The sequence below is a fragment of the Mycoplasma sp. 1012 genome, assembly GCF_054343455.1.
Genome location: NZ_JBTGVG010000003.1, coordinates 1 through 17625 on the forward strand (window position 1 = coordinate 1; position 17625 = coordinate 17625).

General features: G+C 23.1%; 15 protein-coding genes and 1 tRNA gene. 5 read left to right on the top strand and 11 right to left on the bottom strand.

Annotated elements, in window-relative coordinates; all coding sequences use genetic code 4:
- Positions 1-64 precede the first annotated feature (64 nt).
- Both ACXX89_RS00725 and ACXX89_RS00730 read right to left on the bottom strand, forming a co-directional pair.
- Positions 65-820, bottom strand: a complete 756-nt coding sequence (locus ACXX89_RS00725; RefSeq protein WP_436359063.1) for a hypothetical protein — start codon at positions 818-820, stop codon at positions 65-67.
- Between the two features lie 9 nt (positions 821-829).
- Entirely contained in the window at positions 830-1483 is a 654-nt protein-coding gene (locus ACXX89_RS00730) for a uracil-DNA glycosylase (protein ID WP_458557289.1), read from the bottom strand.
- 57 nt (positions 1484-1540) lie between these two features.
- Between ACXX89_RS00730 and ACXX89_RS00735 the strand changes: the two genes are divergently transcribed.
- The 5 genes from ACXX89_RS00735 (at position 1541) to ACXX89_RS00755 (ending at position 7704) form a co-directional block, all read left to right on the top strand.
- The gene (locus ACXX89_RS00735) at positions 1541-2905 is read left to right on the top strand and encodes a glycine--tRNA ligase (RefSeq protein WP_458557290.1); all 1365 of its coding nucleotides are present in this window, start codon (positions 1541-1543) and stop codon (positions 2903-2905) included.
- Positions 2906-2918: 13 nt separating this feature from the next.
- Positions 2919-4646, top strand: coding sequence for a DNA primase (gene dnaG, locus ACXX89_RS00740; RefSeq protein WP_436359057.1), 1728 nt, complete (start codon positions 2919-2921; stop codon positions 4644-4646).
- 77 nt (positions 4647-4723) lie between these two features.
- Positions 4724-6055 carry an RNA polymerase sigma factor gene (locus ACXX89_RS00745; protein ID WP_436359056.1) on the top strand — a complete coding sequence of 444 codons (1332 nt, stop codon included), beginning with the start codon at positions 4724-4726 and terminating at the stop codon, positions 6053-6055.
- The gene (locus tag ACXX89_RS00750; RefSeq protein ID WP_458557291.1) at positions 6048-6824 is read left to right on the top strand and encodes a Nif3-like dinuclear metal center hexameric protein; all 777 of its coding nucleotides are present in this window, start codon (positions 6048-6050) and stop codon (positions 6822-6824) included. Before ACXX89_RS00745 ends, ACXX89_RS00750 begins: the two co-directional genes overlap by 8 nt.
- Before the next feature lie 25 nt (positions 6825-6849).
- Positions 6850-7704: a deoxyribonuclease IV gene (locus ACXX89_RS00755; protein WP_458557292.1), complete on the top strand. Its 855-nt coding sequence runs from the start codon at positions 6850-6852 to the stop codon at positions 7702-7704.
- Here ACXX89_RS00755 and tsaD read toward each other — a convergent pair.
- The 9 genes from tsaD to ACXX89_RS00800 all read right to left on the bottom strand — a co-directional run bounded on the left by tsaD (position 7701) and on the right by ACXX89_RS00800 (position 17618).
- Positions 7701-8648, bottom strand: a complete 948-nt coding sequence (gene tsaD, locus ACXX89_RS00760) for a tRNA (adenosine(37)-N6)-threonylcarbamoyltransferase complex transferase subunit TsaD (protein WP_458557293.1) — start codon at positions 8646-8648, stop codon at positions 7701-7703. The two genes, ACXX89_RS00755 and tsaD, sit on opposite strands and share 4 nt — an antisense overlap.
- Before the next feature lie 6 nt (positions 8649-8654).
- Entirely contained in the window at positions 8655-9848 is a 1194-nt protein-coding gene (locus tag ACXX89_RS00765; protein WP_458557294.1) for a replication-associated recombination protein A, read from the bottom strand.
- On the bottom strand, positions 9841-11463 hold the full coding sequence (locus tag ACXX89_RS00770) for a DUF2130 domain-containing protein (protein ID WP_458557295.1): 1623 nt from the start codon (positions 11461-11463) through the stop codon (positions 9841-9843). The genes ACXX89_RS00765 and ACXX89_RS00770 overlap by 8 nt, the downstream gene beginning before the upstream one ends.
- A gap of 78 nt (positions 11464-11541) precedes the next feature.
- Positions 11542-12663, bottom strand: coding sequence for a hypothetical protein (locus ACXX89_RS00775; RefSeq protein WP_458557296.1), 1122 nt, complete (start codon positions 12661-12663; stop codon positions 11542-11544).
- A 53-nt stretch (positions 12664-12716) separates the two neighbouring features.
- A tRNA-Ser gene (locus ACXX89_RS00780) sits at positions 12717-12807 on the bottom strand.
- Between the two features lie 56 nt (positions 12808-12863).
- The gene (gene ligA, locus ACXX89_RS00785) at positions 12864-14981 is read right to left on the bottom strand and encodes an NAD-dependent DNA ligase LigA (RefSeq protein ID WP_458557297.1); all 2118 of its coding nucleotides are present in this window, start codon (positions 14979-14981) and stop codon (positions 12864-12866) included.
- Between the two features lie 12 nt (positions 14982-14993).
- Positions 14994-15917 carry an energy-coupling factor transporter transmembrane component T family protein gene (locus tag ACXX89_RS00790; RefSeq protein WP_458557298.1) on the bottom strand — a complete coding sequence of 308 codons (924 nt, stop codon included), beginning with the start codon at positions 15915-15917 and terminating at the stop codon, positions 14994-14996.
- A 1-nt stretch (position 15918) separates the two neighbouring features.
- Complete coding sequence (locus ACXX89_RS00795; protein ID WP_458557299.1) at positions 15919-16824, bottom strand: energy-coupling factor transporter ATPase; 906 nt, start codon at positions 16822-16824, stop codon at positions 15919-15921.
- Entirely contained in the window at positions 16809-17618 is an 810-nt protein-coding gene (locus ACXX89_RS00800; RefSeq protein WP_436359038.1) for an energy-coupling factor transporter ATPase, read from the bottom strand. The genes ACXX89_RS00795 and ACXX89_RS00800 overlap by 16 nt, the downstream gene beginning before the upstream one ends.
- Positions 17619-17625: the final 7 nt, after the last annotated feature.

A 17625-nucleotide genomic window follows, 5' to 3' on the forward strand; every position in this document is an offset into this window, starting at 1 on the left:
ATAAAATACAAATAGGTTATAAAAACACTGGTGCACTTTATATTTCATTTAAGGAAACCAGTTTTTATTTAACTGGTTTTTCTTTTTGAATATTCACTAATAAGTCGCTTATAAAATTAAAAGAATTTTTTAATAAATAAGGACTTATTTTTCTTATTCCATATATTTCTTGTAAATCTACTAAAATTAATGTTTCATTATTCACAAATGCTTTTTTATAAGAAAAGAGTATTATATTTTTATCTCTTTCAAGTAAATTGGATACAAAACCCTTTAGTGCAAAATCATCATAAAAATTATCAAAAATGATATAAATATCATCATTTATAACATTATTTTCAATTATTACATTTGTATTAGAATTCAATATAATTTCTTTTCTTTTAATTTCAGAATAAAATTTTATAAATTCATTTACATTATAGTTATCTTCTCCTAATTTAAAAAGGTGAAATCTTGAATATTTTTCTAAAACTAAAAATATTTTTTGTAAATTTTTATAATTAGTCATTAATCCTTCAATTAAAAAATCTAAATCATACCCAATTACAGTCTTAAATAAAGCATCTCCAAAAGGATTTTTATCTTTTTCCTTTTGTTTTATATAGTTTTCAGTTACTGTTTTTCTAAATTCTTTATAATTTTCATAACCGATTTTCTTTACATAATGACTTATCGTACATGCTGTATTCATGAAAAATTGTTCAGCAAATTCCATTTGAGTTAATTTACAAAATAACTCAGTGTTATTTTCAATTCAATCTTCCATTTCATGCTCGGTTTTTGACAATCTAACTTCAACTTTGTGTTTTACTACCATAATTAAATTTTATCATTTTATTGAATTTTTATGAAGATTTATCAACATATCATTAATTTTTTTGAAAATTTGTGAATTTTTTAAACTTTTTGCATAACTAAATGGCGAAGGATGAGATGTTGTTAAAATTATTTGATCTTCTAAATTAATTAATGGAATGAATTCTTCTGCCTTTTTACCCATAAATAAAAAAATTAGATTTTTTTGTTTATTTGAAATAAAGTTTAAAAAATTAAAAGTAAAAGTTTCTCAACCAATATGTTTATGAGAAAGAGGTTTTCCTTTTTCTACAGTTAAAATAGTGTTTAGCAATAAAACACCTTGTTTAGATCATCTTTCTAAATTCCCATTTTCACTTTGAAAATCAGGATAACTATTTTTTATTTCTTTATATAAATTATTTAAAGATGCTGGAATTCTTTTAGATTTGCTTGAAAAAGCCAAACCATCAGCAAAACCTTCTGCATGATAAGGATCTTGACCTAAAATTATAACTTTCAAGTCATTAAAATTTGTAATTTCAAAAGCTTTGAAAATATCTTTATAATCAGGAAAAATAGTTCCTTTTTCATATTCTTTTTCAATTTTTTCACAAATATTTAAAAAATATTTTTTGCTTTTTTCTTTTTTTAAAAAAGTAAAAACTTCTTCTTGATTCAACATATTAAAATTATAAATAAAAAATAAAAATAACACTTTTTTTATTATAATTTAATAACTATGAGTAATAAAGAAAAAAATATTCAAAATATAATAAACCATTTAAAAAATGCAGGTTTTGTTTTTCAAGGATCTGAAATTTATGGAGGTTTAGCAAATACTTGGGATTATGGTCCTTTAGGTGTTCTGCTTTCTAAAAACATTAAAGACTTTTGATGAAGAGAATTTATAACTAAAATACCAGAAAACTATGGATTAGATTCTAAAATTTTAATGAATCCGAAAGTTTGAGAAGCATCAGGACATGTTTCAAATTTTTCCGATCCATTAATAGAAAATAAAAAAAATAACAAAAGATATAGAGCTGATCACATTATGGAAGAACTTTTTCCAGAAATAAATGTCAATAAATTATCAAATGAAGAAATTACAAAACACTTAAGAAATAACGTTAAAAACTATGATAATAGTGAAACAGATTGAGGAGAAATTAAACAATTTCACCTTATGTTTGAAACTCATCAAGGAGTTGTAGTAGATAAAAAAGATAAAATTTATTTAAGACCTGAAACAGCACAAGGAATTTTTGTTAATTTTAAAAATATACAAAGAACAATGAGAGCGAAAATTCCTTTTGGAGTAGGACAAATTGGTAAATCCTTTAGAAATGAAGTAACTCCAGGAAATTTTATTTTTAGAACTAGGGAATTTGAGCAAATGGAACTTGAAATTTTTAGTTCTCCAGAAGATTCACTAGCAATATACAAAAATTATTTAGAAAAAGTGTGAGCTTTCCTTTTAAATATAGGAATTAAGAAAGAATCTATTAAATTTAGGGAACACTCTAAAGAAGAGTTAGCTCATTATTCTCAAGCAACAAGTGATGTAGAATTTTTATTCCCTTTTGGTTGAGGTGAATTACTCGGAGTTGCACATAGAGGTGATTTTGATTTAACATCACACAGTAATTTTTCAGGAGAAAAATTAGAATATTTAGATCCAGTAACTAATAAAAAATACATTCCGCATATTATCGAACCTTCTATTGGGATGGATAGATTACTTTTAGCTTTAATTGTAGATGCCTATGAAGAAGAAAATATAGAAAATAATGATACAAGAATAGTTTTAAAATTAAATAAAGATATCGCCCCATATAAAGTAGCAGTTCTTCCTCTTGTTAAAAAATTATCAAAAGAAGCAATGGAAATTTTTAATTCATTAATAGAAGATAATATAAGTGCTTCATTCGATGAAAGTGGAACTATTGGTAAAAGATATCGTCGTCAAGATTCAATAGGAACTTTTTATTGTATAACTTTTGACTATGATTCTTTAAACGATAATAAAGTAACTATTAGAAACAGAGATACAATGCAGCAAGAGAGAATTTTCATTGCAGATATTAAAAAATATATTAAATAAATTAGGAAGGTAAATGAATAAAGAATTAGTAAATAAAATAATAACTGAATTGGATATAATTTCAGTTATTTCCAGTTTTTTACCTTTAGAAAAAAGAGGAAATAACTATTTGGCCATATGTCCATTTCACCAAGATAGCAAACCATCATTAACTATTTCTCCTTCTAAAAAAATTTTTAAATGTTTTAGTTGTCAAGAATCAGGAAATGTTCTAGATTTTGTAATAAAATTTAATAATTTTTCTTTTACCAACGCACTAAAATACTTAAACGAAAATTTTAACTTAAATTTGAATTTGGATGAAATGTCTTCTTTTGAAAATAAACCCCTATATAATGAGTTTGAACAAAAATTAATTAAAGCAAATGAAGATGCCAATATGTTATTTAAATTGTTCTTATTAAATCAACAAAAAAGTAATTTTGAAATTTCCAGTTTTATTCAAAATCGCTTTATAAATGACGAAATAATAAAGGTTTTTGAATTAGGTTTCGCTCCAAATGATAATAAAATTATTGAACTTTTATCTTTAAAAAATAACCAAAAAGACATATTAATTAATGCATCACTTATAACTGAAAACGAAAACTCTTTTTTTAAAAACAGAATTATGTTTCCTATAAAAAATCAATTTGGAAACATTGTAGGATTTTCAGGAAGAGTTATTTCTGATAAAAGTAATCAAGTTAAATATTTAAATTCAGCTCAAAATAAAATTTTTTCAAAATCAAAAATACTCTTTAATTATAAAAATGCGATTGATTTTTTAGGAACAAAAAATGAATTAATAATTTGTGAAGGATTCATGGATGTTATCGCTCTTTATAAAGCAAACATAAAAAATGCCGTTGCATTAATGGGTACTGCTTTAACTGAAGAACATATTAAATTGTTGCTAAACAAACATGTAATTCTACTTTTAGACGGCGATAAAGCTGGTGTAGAAGCTACTAAAAAATCTCTAAAAATTTTATTAAAAAATAATATAAAAGTAGAAATCATTAAAAATGATACAAACTATGATCCAGATGAATATTTAAACATTTTTGGACAAGAAAAACTCAAGGAAATGCTTAATAATAGAATATCACCCCTTTCTTTTTTATATAAAGAAATGATTATTAATGTAGATAAAAATGATTTTATATCAGTTGATAATTTTATAAAAGACTTTAAAGATTTTTTAGTTTTAGCTGATTATAAAGAAAAATCCTTTATTTTAGAAAAAATTGAAAGAGAATTAAACATAAATCCTAAAATTTTTAATCTCCAAAACAATGAAATAAAATACAAAAGTTTTTCAAATTATAATCAAAACCCAAATAAACAAAAAAAAGTATTAAATTTAGAGAGTAATGTAGAAAAAATAAGAAAACAAATAATAACTTCCATTTGTCTTATAGAAGAGATTGAAAAAAATTTTATGCAAAATTCTGAAAAATTCAATCTTCTTGTTTCTGATAAAAAAAATATTAATAAAATTCTTAAATATAAAACAGTTCAAGAAAAAACACAAGCTCTAAATGAAAGTCAATTATTTATAGAAACTTATGCAAAAGATCTTAATGATTTAAATGTTTTAATTAACAATTACAAAAAAATCAATGAAAAAATAAAAGTATTCAAGATACAGAATATAATAAAAGAATTAGAAAAAGAAAAAGAAAATTGTTCCGATATAGATGAAAAAGAAAAAATTGATGAAAAAATTTTATCATTTATTTCATTATTGAATAAATAAAATCATTTTTATGGTATAATTTTTTATACTTTTTAATTGATAAATTTAATTAAAATCTAAAAAACTTAAGGTGACAAATGGCTAAAGATAAAAACTTATCAAATTCATACACAACAATTATAAATGCATTACAAAAAGAGTTAGCAAGACAAAAAAAGAAGAAAAAAGATAAAACTTTTCTTACTCAAGATGAAGTTTTTAAATTTTTATATGCAAAAAAACTTTCTATAGATGAAGATGAAGCAATGGACTTGCTTCCAGTTTTAATTTCTGAAAAAATCTTAAATGACGAAAGTGATAAAGGTGATTTTGACGAAATAAATGAAAAAGAGATAGAAAAAGAAATATCTAAATCTAAAAAAAGAACTAAAAATAAAAAGATATCTGATGAAGATGTTGATTTCGATGATATCGATGAAATTGATGATTTAGAATTAAAAGATTATGATTCTGATGATGTTTTATCTATGGAAGATGATGAAATTTTTGAAGAAGATTTTAACTTAAACGATTCTCAATACAGAAATAAACTAACCGAAACTAATGATATTATAAAATGATATATGCGTTGAATTGGTAAATATGGAAAATTATTAAGCCAAGATGAAGAAATTGCTCTTGCTAAGCAAATTAAAGAAGGTGGTAGAAAAGGTAGAAAAGCTCGTCACACATTAATTAATAGAAATTTAAGACTGGTTATAAATAATGCCAAAAAATACAAAAATAGGGGTTTATCCTTTATAGATTTAATTTCTGAAGGTAATTCAGGGATTTTAAAAGCCGTTCAAAAATATGAATTTGAAAAAGGATATAAATTCTCAACCTATGCAACTTGATGAATTAGACAAGCAATAACAAGGGCAGTTGCTGATCAAGCAAGAATCATAAGAGTTCCTGTTCATATGGTAGAAACAATTAATAAATTGACTAAAATTGAAAGAGAATTACATCAAAATTTAGGAAGAATACCAACAGATGAAGAGATTGCTGAAAAAATGGAAGATGATTTTACAGCTGAAAAAGTTCAATATATTAGAAAAATTAATATTGATCCAATTTCATTAGATAAACCAATTGGTAAGGAAGATGATTCATTCTTTTCTGACTTCATAAAAGATGAAACTGTAATTTCTCCTGTTGATTTTGCTTCAGGAAAAGAATTGGAACAAATTTTAAAAGAAATGCTTCATAAAAATCTAGATGAAGATGAAAGAATCTTAATAATGAAAAGATTTGGTGTTGGTGAAAACGAACACGGAGAAAGATATAGAATACATAGTTTAGAAGAATTAGCTAATGAAAAAGGTGTTTCAAAAGAAAGAATAAGACAAATTGAATCAAAAATTTTAAGAAAATTAAAAATAACTCAGAAAAAAAGAAAATTAAAAGATTATTACCAAGGTGAATAATTCAAAAGAATTTTCTTTATTTCTTGATTCAATTTTCCCTCAAAATTCTAAAGAAGATTGAGATAAGGTAGGGTTTTCATACTTTTTTGATAATGAAATTTCTAAAGTTCTCATTTGTTTAGATTTAACTAAAAAAGCATTAGATTATGCGATAAAAAACAATTTTAATTTTATTTTAACTTATCACACTTTTCTTTTTTATAAAGGATATTTAAAAAACACTTTTGAAAAAGAACCTTACAAAAAATCAATGCATAAATTAATAAAGAAATATAAAATTAATGTTTTTTCAATTCATACCAATTTGGATTTTTTACCAAATAGCGGTGTTAAATCTATACTTGAAAAAATCAATTTAGAAGGTGATTTAACTCCTGTAAATAAATTTAATTCTATTGTTAATTTAAAAAGCGAAATCTCTTTTTTTGAATTGATAAACAAAATTAAAAATATGCTAAATTTAAATAATTTGCAAACAAATTTGCAAAAAAATAAAAAAATTAAAAAAATTGTAATTTTGCCAGGAGCTGCTGGTATTGAAAATATATTAGAAACTTATAAAGTAATTAAAAATAAAGCTCTTTACATCACTTCAGACTTAAAATGAAATGAATTGTTAACAATCAATAATCTAAAAATTGATTTATTGGTAGTTCCGCACTCAATTGAAAAAGCAAATATTGATTTTATGTATAAAATAATAAAAAAATCTTTAAGCAATTTAAAAGTAGAAAAATATTTGGAAAATGAATTTATAATAAATATATAATAATTTAAAAATTAAAAGGAAAAATATGATTAAATTAGGATCACACGTTTCATTCAAAAAACCCAATTACTTATATGGAGCAATTGAAGAATCTATAAAAAATGGTGCAAATTGCACAATGATTTATTTAGGAGCACCACAAACAACTTTAAGAACAAATGTTTCTAACTACAAACTATTTGAATATTTAAAAGACTATAAAGAAATAATAAAACCAGAAGACATAGTGGTACATGCACCATATATAACTAATCCAGCAAATCCTGAAAAAGCTGATTTTGCTAATAAATTTTTAATAGAAGAAATAGAAAGAATGAATTATATAGGTGCTAAATATTTAGTTTTACACCCTGGTTCCCATACTACATTTTCTAGAGAAGAATCACTTAAACAGTTAATTAAATCCCTAACTTTTATTTTAAATAATACAAAAAATGTAGAAATTATACTTGAAACTATGTCTGGAAAAGGTTCTGAAGTAGGAATTAACTTTGAAGAATTACTTTTTGTTTTGAATGAAGTGAATAATCCCAGAACAGGAATTTGCATTGATACCTGTCATATTTGAGATGCAGGTTATAATTTGGAAAATTATGACGAATTTATAAATGAATTAAAACAAAAAAATATTTTAAAACATTTAAAAGTTATTCATCTCAATGATTCGAAAAATCCTTTAAATTCGCACAAAGATAGACACGCAAACATTGGAGAAGGTTTTATTCCTAAAGAAATTCTTAAAAAAATTGTACACGATCCTTTATTTGATAATATACCTATTATATTAGAGACTCCTTGAAAAGAAGAAGGACCAATTTATGATAAAGAAATTGCTTTTCTGCTAGATAAAGAAAATAAAAATAACTTGGTTTTACCCTAGTTTTCTTTTATCAAAATTTCTGCTGCCTTACAGATCATAGCAGCATTATCAGTGCAATATTCCAATTTAGGAATTATAGAATTTGAATGTAGTTTAACAAATTCATTTCTTAAATGTTTATTAGCAGAAACTCCACCTGCAAGAACTATAGAATTAGGTTGAAATTCTTCAATTGCCATTTTTATCTTTTCTATTAAATAATCAACAATAGTTTTTTGAAAAGAATAAGCTATTTCTTCAACAGGAACACTTAATCTTCTATTTTCAAAGTTATTTATAATATTTATAACTTGTGTTTTTATACCACTTAAAGAAAAATCGTATTTTCCTTCCGTTTTTGGTTTTGAAATTTTTATATTATTAACAAATTGACTTTGTTTGCCTATATTATCAAAATATATTTTATCAATAATTGGTCCGCCAGGAAAGGATAAATTTAATTTTCTAGCTATTTTATCATATGCCTCACCAACTGCATCATCTAAAGTTTCGCCAATTATTTCTATTTGCTTAGGATTTTTAGCATATAAAATTTGAGTATGTCCCCCAGAGACTAAAAGGGAAATAGCCGGATAAATTATTTCATTATCTATTGCACCTGAAAAAAAATGACCATTTAAATGATTTATCGGAAATAAAGGTTTATTTAAAATTAATGAAATTGCTTCTGCAAATAATTTCCCTATTTGCAAAGAACCAATTAAACCAGGTTCTTTTGTAAATGCTATATAATCTATTTTATTTAAGTCTATTATCTTTTTTATTTCTTCTAAAATAATAGCTATATTATTAACATGTTCTCTTGAAGCGATTTCCGGAATTGTACCTCCATATTTAGCATGAATTTTGATTTGACTAAATGTAATATTAGAAAGTATTTTACCGTTTTTTAAAATAGCTACAGATGTGTCATCGTGTGAAGTTTCTATACCTAATATTGTCATTTTTCTTTATTTTTCCTTTATTTTATTCAAATATTCTTTTAATTTTTGTTCATTTTTATTATTACCAAATTCAAAAAATTTATTGTTTTTTATTTCTGAAGGTAAATATTGTTGATCAACATAATTATTTAAAAAATCATGTGGATATAAATAATTTACCCCGTGATTAAATTTTTTAGCACTTTTATAATGAGAATCTTTTAAATGATCTGGAATTTCATATATTTTACCATTATCAATTAATTCAGAAACTTTTTGCATTGCTTGATAAGTTGAGTTGCTTTTTGGACTTAATGCCAATTCAATAATGATAGTAGAAAGCGACAATCTAGCTTCAGGCATTCCAAGTCTTTCTGCTGAATCAATTGCTGCCATAACTTTCAAAGAAATGTTAGGATGAGCAAGACCTATATCTTCATATGCAACACAAAGCATTCTTCTATATAAACCATCAAAATCTCCGCTTTTAATAATTAACATACCATAATATAAAGCTGCATCAGGATCACTCCCTCTTAATGATTTGTGAAAAGCACTTAAATTATTATAATGTGAGTCAGCATTTTTATCGCTGTAAAAATTAACATTTGGTAATAATTTTTCGATAACTTCTTCACTTAAAGGTTCATTTTTGCTTAAAGTTAAAACAAAATCTAAATTTCAAAAAATAGTTCTTATATCAAAATTTGATAAAAATATTATTTTTTCTATAATTTCTTTTGCTAAAATGAAGCTTTTTGAATGAAAAAAATTTATTATTTCTTCCAAAGAAGGCTTGTTGAATTTTAAAATTTGCATTCTGCTTCTAATTGCTGGATTGATTTTAAAATATGGGTTTTCTGTTGTTGTTGCATAAATTATAATTTGGTCTTTTTCCAAATAACTTAAAAGTAAATCTTGTTTATCTTTATTTAAACGATGAATTTCATCAATAATCAAAATGTCATTATTTTTAATTTTCTCTAAAAGCGAATCTTTATTTTCTATAGTTGCATTAAATGTAGTGTATTTTAAATTAAGATTTAAAGCTAAAACATTTGCAACTGATGTTTTTCCAATTCCGCTTTCTCCATAAAAAATAAAAGATGTTCTGTTTTTTAATTCAATTACTCTATTTAAAAGAAATTTAATATGCTCTTGACCTATAATTTCATCCAGTGTTTCTGGTTTAAATTTTTTCAAATCTAATTTTTTATTCATAAATTTTATCTATTTTTTTTGTTATTTTTTGAATAGCAAAATTTTCTATTTTATTTTTTACTGTGTTTAGGTGAATATCAACCACTAAACTAATAGATTCTTTTATTTCTTTTGCGTTTTTTTCTATTGTTTCTGCGTTTTTTAAGATTTTTTCAGTTTGTGTTCTTATGTGTTTAAGAGAATTATCTAAAATTTCATTTTTCATTTTATCAAATTGTTCTAAAATATCCTTTTTTTCTTGGAAAGTTATTTCAGCATCTGCTATTTTTTCCCTTTCCATTATAAAGTGTTTAAGTAGTGATAAAAAAGGAATTAAATAGGCAGGTCTTATAACATACATATTTTCATAATCAAATACCTTAGAAATTAAAAAATCCTTTTCTGGTTCTAATTCACTAACTAAAATAGCAAAGTCTGCTTGTTTTTTAGTTTGGTCTCTTTTTAATTTATCATAATAATCAGAATTCTTTTTATTACCTGTTTCACCTTGACTTTTTGCTTCTATTATTATTTTTCCTAATAATTTTTTATTATTATTTCTACTATAAATATCATATAAAAAATCTGCTTTAGTATGATCTTTAACTTCATTATCTTTATAAAAAGAACAGTTGTTATCAAATGAAAGATTTTCAGAAGCTTGAGAAATTATTCAGTTTTCTAAATCTTCCCCAATAAGTTTTATATTTACATTTTTTTTCCTTTGTAAATCATTTATAGTAGTTTTTAACTCGGTATTTTCCTTAATTCATTTTTGTATTTCATTTGAATGTTGAATTTCTTTTTTAGTCATTTCTACTTGTGATTCACTTTGCATATTAACTTTAATATTATTTATTCTTTCTACTAAAGTTGCGTTTTCTTTTCTTATACTTTGCAATGAATCAAATAATTCAAGATATTCTGGAGATTTTTTATATTCATTTATAATGTTAATTTCAGCATTAGCTAATGTATTTTCTAATTGCATTTTTTCTTTAATTAAGTTTTCTTTTTCAGAAGTTAAATTATCGATTCTCTTTATTTTTTCTGTAAATTCTTCATTATTTCTAAAATCTTTTATAGCTTTTAAAGAGGCGTTTTCTAATTCTTGTTTATGATTTTTTATTATATTATCTTTTTCAGTTAATTTTTTTTGTAAATCAGTAAATTCTTCACTAGTTTTATACTCATTTATAATATCATTTTTAGATGTTTTTAATTTAGTTTCTAATTCTGTTTTTTCTTTAATTAAATTTTCTTTTTCAGAAATTAAATCATCGATTCTCTTTATTTTTTCTGTAAATTCGTCTTTTGTTTTAAAATCTTCAATAGCCTTTAAAATTGCATTTTCTAGTGTTTGTTTATGATTTTTGATTATATTATTTTTTTCGTTTAAATCATTTTTTAAATTAATGAATTCTTCACTAGTTTTATACTCTAAAAGTGCTTGATTTTTAGCTGTATTAAATAAATCCTCGTCAATCTTTGAACGAACTTCATTTAAATAACTTTCTACTCCTTCATCCTTATATTCATCTATAAAGAAAAAATCTCCTTTTTTTGCATCTTCCAAGATTTCAAATTTTATTCTTGGTTCATGTTCTATAATTCTAACTTTTATTTTATTTCCCATTTTTTACCTTTCCATATATAAATAATATTATATTAATTTTACATTTAAACAGTAAAATTTCAAATTTTATTTTTACATTTACTCTTTTAAAATAAAATATTTACATTTTCCCATATTTTCTAAATAAATTAAGGAAAAGCACTCTCCATAAGAACAATAATATAAATTATATTTAGAATGAAAAATGATAGTATTTCCGTGTTCTGGACACAATTGCAATTCACTTGGTAAAATATATTTTCATTCATTTATTATTTCTTTTTTTGCAATAATTCTATTTACATTTTTATTAAATTCATTAAAAATTTTTAAACTTCATTTTAATTTTCAAAAGTCTTTTTTATCAATTTTTCTTTTTTTATATTCAAGTTTAAATTTTTTTCACTGATTTTTATTTTCATTTTTAAAAATTAAAAAATCATTAATCGATTCAACATATTTATATACAAAGATAAATTGATATTCTTCTTCTAAAAATGATTTATTTTCCTGTAAAAAATTAAAATATTCGTGTTTAGTATGTTTGTGTCTATTAAATTTAGAATAGAAAATTATAATTATTCCTATAATAGTAGGAATAAAAATTAAAAGCATTAAAAATAGTATAAGTAACCACTCTAAACCGGAAGAAAAAAGTAAAATAAATAAAGAAAATAAAAATAAAATTAATACATAAAATAAAATTATTATTATTTTTTTTACAATATAAATAATAATATCTTTACGGTAAAAGAAACTATTGAATTTTTGTCTATTTTTTTTATATTCAATAGGTTTTTTCCTATCAAATAATCATTCATTTAATTTTTTTCAAATTATATAATAAATGAAAATTAAAGCTGATTTAAATAAAGTGTTAATTATTAATGAAGATATAAATTCAAAAAATTTAATATTTCAAAATCAGTTTTTTATAAAAATATCTGGTTTTTTTTCTTGTAAAATATTTTGAAATTGCTCAATTAAATTGTTAGATATTAAATGAAAAATATTAACGAATGAAAAAATAGTAGTTAATATTAGAACTGCTATTTCTATATAAATGGTAGGATTCAAAAATTTATTTTTTATTTTCATTTTTATTATTTCTGATAAATCTGAAAATTCAATAAATTTTTTTACTTTAAAAATTTTATTTTTTTCTTTTTCACTTAAAATAACGTATAAAAAAGCAATTATATAAAAAACTGTTATTGTCAATCAAATAAAACCCATTTTAAAATACCTATAATGTAATAAAAGTAATAAAAAAATGGCGGGGCAAACAGGATTTGAACCTGCGCGGGCGGTTAAGCCCCTAACGCGTTAGCAATGCGTCCTCTTCAGCCTCTTGAGTATTGCCCCCCAAGTTTTTACTATATAATTATATAATAATTTGCTTAAATTAATAAGTAATTTTTTTATTTTTCAATAAGTTTATAAAATTCCTTTTCATTAATTATTGGAGTTTTGTGTTTTTCAGCCAATTTTAATTTAGATTCACCTGGTAAATCACCAATAACTAAATAGTTCGTTTTAGAAGTAATTGTATTAGAAAGTACCCCGGAATTAGATACTACTAATTTTTTAAATTCATTTCTTGTTATGGATAAAGTTCCAGTAACAACAAAAGAAATATTTTCTAAATTTTTGCTTTCAATCTTGTTGTTTTCCTTTATAAAATTCAAATTTTGCTCTTTTAATTTTAATAAAAATTCTTTATTTGCTTGAATACTAAAATAATTTTTTAATTCTTTAACAATGGTTTCACCAAATTTATTTACTTCTAAAAATTTTTCATAATCATAATTTAAAAGTTCGTCAATATTGTTAATTCTTTTGCTAATTTCAATAGATGCTTCAACACCTATATTTTTAATTCCTAGTGCGTAAATAAATTTACTAAATTCTATAGTTTTAGAATCATTTATTGCTTTTAATAATACAGTTGTGGAACGCATCTTAAAATTCTTAGTTCATTTTTTATTATTAGCACTAATTAAAGCAATATTTTTTTCTAATTCAAATACATCTATAACATTTTTTATTACACCAAAGTCATAAAATTGTTTAATAGTTTTTTTAGAAAGTGTTGAAACATCGAAAGCATTTTTCGAAAAGAAGTGGATAATTTTTCTAACAATTTTGTCTGAACAATTTTCATTTTCACAAAATTGTTCTTTTTCTGTATTATGTAAAGGAAAATTACAACTTGGACAGTGAGTTAAAATATCAATATTGGTGTTTTCGAATTTTTTTACAGATGAAATTACTTGTGGAATAATTTCTCCAGATTTTTTAATATAAACATCTTCTCCAATTCTAATTTTAAGATTTAAAATGTTTTGAAAATTATGTAAATAAGCTTTTTCAACTTTAGTTCCATTTAAAAAAACTGGTTCTAAATTAGCAACATAAGCAATTTTTCCTGTTCTTCCTATTTGGTAATCAACTGAAAGTAATTTAGTTTTTACAATTTCATCATAAAATTTATATGCAATAGCTCCTTTAGGAAATTTAGAAGTATAACCTAATTCTTCGGAGAAAATAACATCATTTACCTTAATTACCATTCCGTCTATTTCATATTTCAAATCATCTCTATTTTTATCCACATATTCTATAATTTCCTGTATTTCAGATAAATTATGCACAGTTTTTCCTATTATATTTACAGGAAAATGATTTGTTTTTAAAAAGTTGATAGTTTGCGAAACAGAATTAATATTATGGTTAATAGGTTCTACAACTTGATAAAAAAATGCTTTAATTTTATGCATTTCATCAGTGGAAACGTTTTTCAATTTTCTTACTATTCCTGCAGCTGCATTTCTTGGATTTAAAAACAAATTTTTTCTTTCTAAAGATTTAATTTTAGAGTTTGAGTATTCTTCATCAACTTTTTGTTGGTTATATTCATCAATTTTTGCTTGAATTTGTGAATTTAAATCAATAAAATCATCTTTATCAATATATATTTCTCCTCTAATTTCAATGGGTTTATCATATTTTATTGTTTTAGGGAAAAATTCATCTCTTGTTTTTAATATATTGTTAATGATATTTTCACCTTCAATACCATTACCACGAGTTAATGCTTTTATTAATTTACCATTTTTATAATGAAGAGCAATAGAAAGTCCATCAATTTTAGGTTCAATATAAAAGTCTTTAATTTCCTTTATAACTTCTTGAGAATCATTCAAAAATTTTTGAATTTCTTCATATGAATAAGCTTTATTTAAAGATAACATTGCAAAAGAATGTTTAACTTTTTCAAATTGAGTAGAACTTATAGAATGAATTTTTTGAGTTGGTGAATTTAAATTTTCTTCTCAGGAAAATAAAGAAAAATATACATTTTCTAATTCTTTTAACTCTTTCATTTTGTCTTCATATTCTAAGTCGCTAATTTCTTGTGTATTTTCTTCAAAATACAACTTATCATGATATGAAATTTCTTGTCTTAAATCTTCAATAATTTTTTTAATTTCTAAATCGGTTTTTCCTTTTATTTTATCTTTTGTTTTTTTTCTCATAAATCATCCTTATTAAAATTGTTGAGCTGTATAAATTCAAAATAGAGGTAAAGGTCCTATTACATTTTGTTCTACCAATATAACAAAAACTATAAAACTAATTAAAAATAGTAAAAATAAGTAGTCAAATCATTTTAAATAAAGACGACGATATTTTGTTCTTTTTTCATAAGGATCATATCCTCTTACTTCCATTGCGTTTGATAAATCTTCTGCTCTAGAAAATGATAAAACAAATAGCGGAATTGTTAAGGTAATCATTGCCTTAACTTTATCATTAATTTTTCCGTGTTTAAAATCAACTCCTCTTGAAGCTTGTGCTTTAATAATTCTATTTGCTTCAAGTAATAAAGTAGGAATGAATCTAATTGCAATTGAAATAATCATCGCTATTACATTAGTATTAATTTTTACAAGTTTTAATGGGAAAATCAAATCTTCAATAGCTCTTGTTAATAATACAGGTTTAGTAGTATAAATCAAAAGAGTAGTGATTAAAATCATACAATAAATTCTTAAACCAAGAACAAAAGCCCTTATAAAAGATAAATTAGTATATTTTAAAGTTGTAAATTTTAAGTTCAATGAAAATCATTCTTGACTTATAAATTTATACGATTGATCGTGATCTAAACCTTTTATAATGAATTCTGGTTTATTAAAATTACTTAAATCATTTAATATAAAAGAATAAATTATAGACATAAATAAAAATATAAAAATAGGTAATTTAGCTACTTTTATTAAGTGAAAAGGTTTTTTAGTGGTAACAGCAAACAAAATCATCATAGGAATTATTAAAAAAGAAAGAGTTAATAGATGTGTTGTTACAAAAAACAAAGTAATAAAAATAATATTAAATATTAACTTTATTCTTGGATCTAACTTATGCAAAAACGTATTTTTAGGTACATATTTTCCAATTACTATATTCATATTACTCCTTTATTAACTTATTTATTTCTGAAATTAACTCATTAATATTTTTAACTTTTGGAATATTTATTCCTTTTTGTTTTAGTTTATTAACAAAACTTAACAATTTAGTTGGTTGCATTTTATTATCTTCTAAAAACTCTGTATCACTAAGTATTTCGTAAGTGTCTCCATCTTTAATTATTTTACCTTCCTTGAATACAATTGTTCTATTTGTTCAAGTTAAAGCATTATCTAAATCATGAGTTACAATTACTATAGTTTTTCCTGCTTTGTGTAAATTATCAAAAATTTCCAAAGTTTCTTGAATCCCTACCGGATCTAAACCTGCTGTTGGTTCATCAAAAAAAATGATATCAGGATCCATTGCTAAAATTCCTGCAATTGCCACCCTTCTTTTTTGTCCACCTGATAAATCAAAAGGTGATTTTTGTAAATAAGATTCATCTAAACCAACAAGTTTAATTATATTTTTAGCTTTTTCAATAGCTTTTTTCTTTTCTTCTCCCATTGAAACAGCACCAAATATAATATCTTTTTCAATAGTTTGCTCAAATAGTTGGTATTCTGCAAATTGAAACACAACACCAACCCTTTTTCTTATTTGTTTTAACTCTTTACCTTTAACTCTTTTTGCAAAAAGTTTTTTCTTTTTTAAAATAACATTTTTCTGTATATTTTCTTTATTTTTGTTTTCATTAACATAAATAAATTCCACTTCACCATCGTCTGGATAAATTAAACCATTCATATGTTCGATAAATGTGGTTTTTCCACTACCTGTTTGTCCTATAATTGAAATGAATTCACCTTTATTTATTTCAGTTGAAACATCATCTAAGGCATTAAATCTTGAAGGTAAATCTTTATCATAAATTTTAAATATATTTTTTATTTTAATTTGCATATTTCCTCTATTAATTCATTTTCATCATATGTTGGTTTTATTTTATTTATTAAAGAAGAAATTTTATAAATAAATGGTGAATCTAATTTTGCTTCTTCTAATACTTTTTTATCATTTAAAATGTTTTTTGGAGATCCTTGTGCTATTACCTTACCTTTTGCTAAAACTATCACTTCATCTGCTAAAACAGCTTCATCCATATCGTGAGTTATAGAAATTAAAGTTTTTGTTCTTGTAGATTGAATTTCCCTAATTATGTTTAAAACATCGTGTTTTCCTTTAGGATCTAGCATTGATGTAACCTCATCAAAGATTATAATTTTAGGACTTAAAGCTAAAATGGAAGCAATTGCAACTCTTTGTTTTTGACCACCAGATAAATTTTGTGGTTCTCTTTCAAGATGATCTAGCATATCAACTTTTTGAGCTAAATTGAAAATTATTTCCTTCATTTCCTTTGGATTAACACATCTATTTTCCAAACCAAAGGCAATATCATCTTCAACTGTTGCACCAACAAATTGATTATCTGGATTTTGAAAAATAATTCCAATATATTTTCTTGCTTCATTTAAAGTGCTTTTGGATAATAAAATATCATTTATTCACACTTCACCTTTTTTAGGTTTTATAATTCCTGTTAAAATTTTAGATAAAGTTGATTTTCCCGAACCATTGTGCCCTAAAATGGCAATATATTTTCCTGCTTTGAATTCTAAATTTATATCATCTAATGCTAATTTTGCATTTTCTTCATCGCTGTAACTAAAAGATACGTTTTTAAGTTTTATCATAATTTTT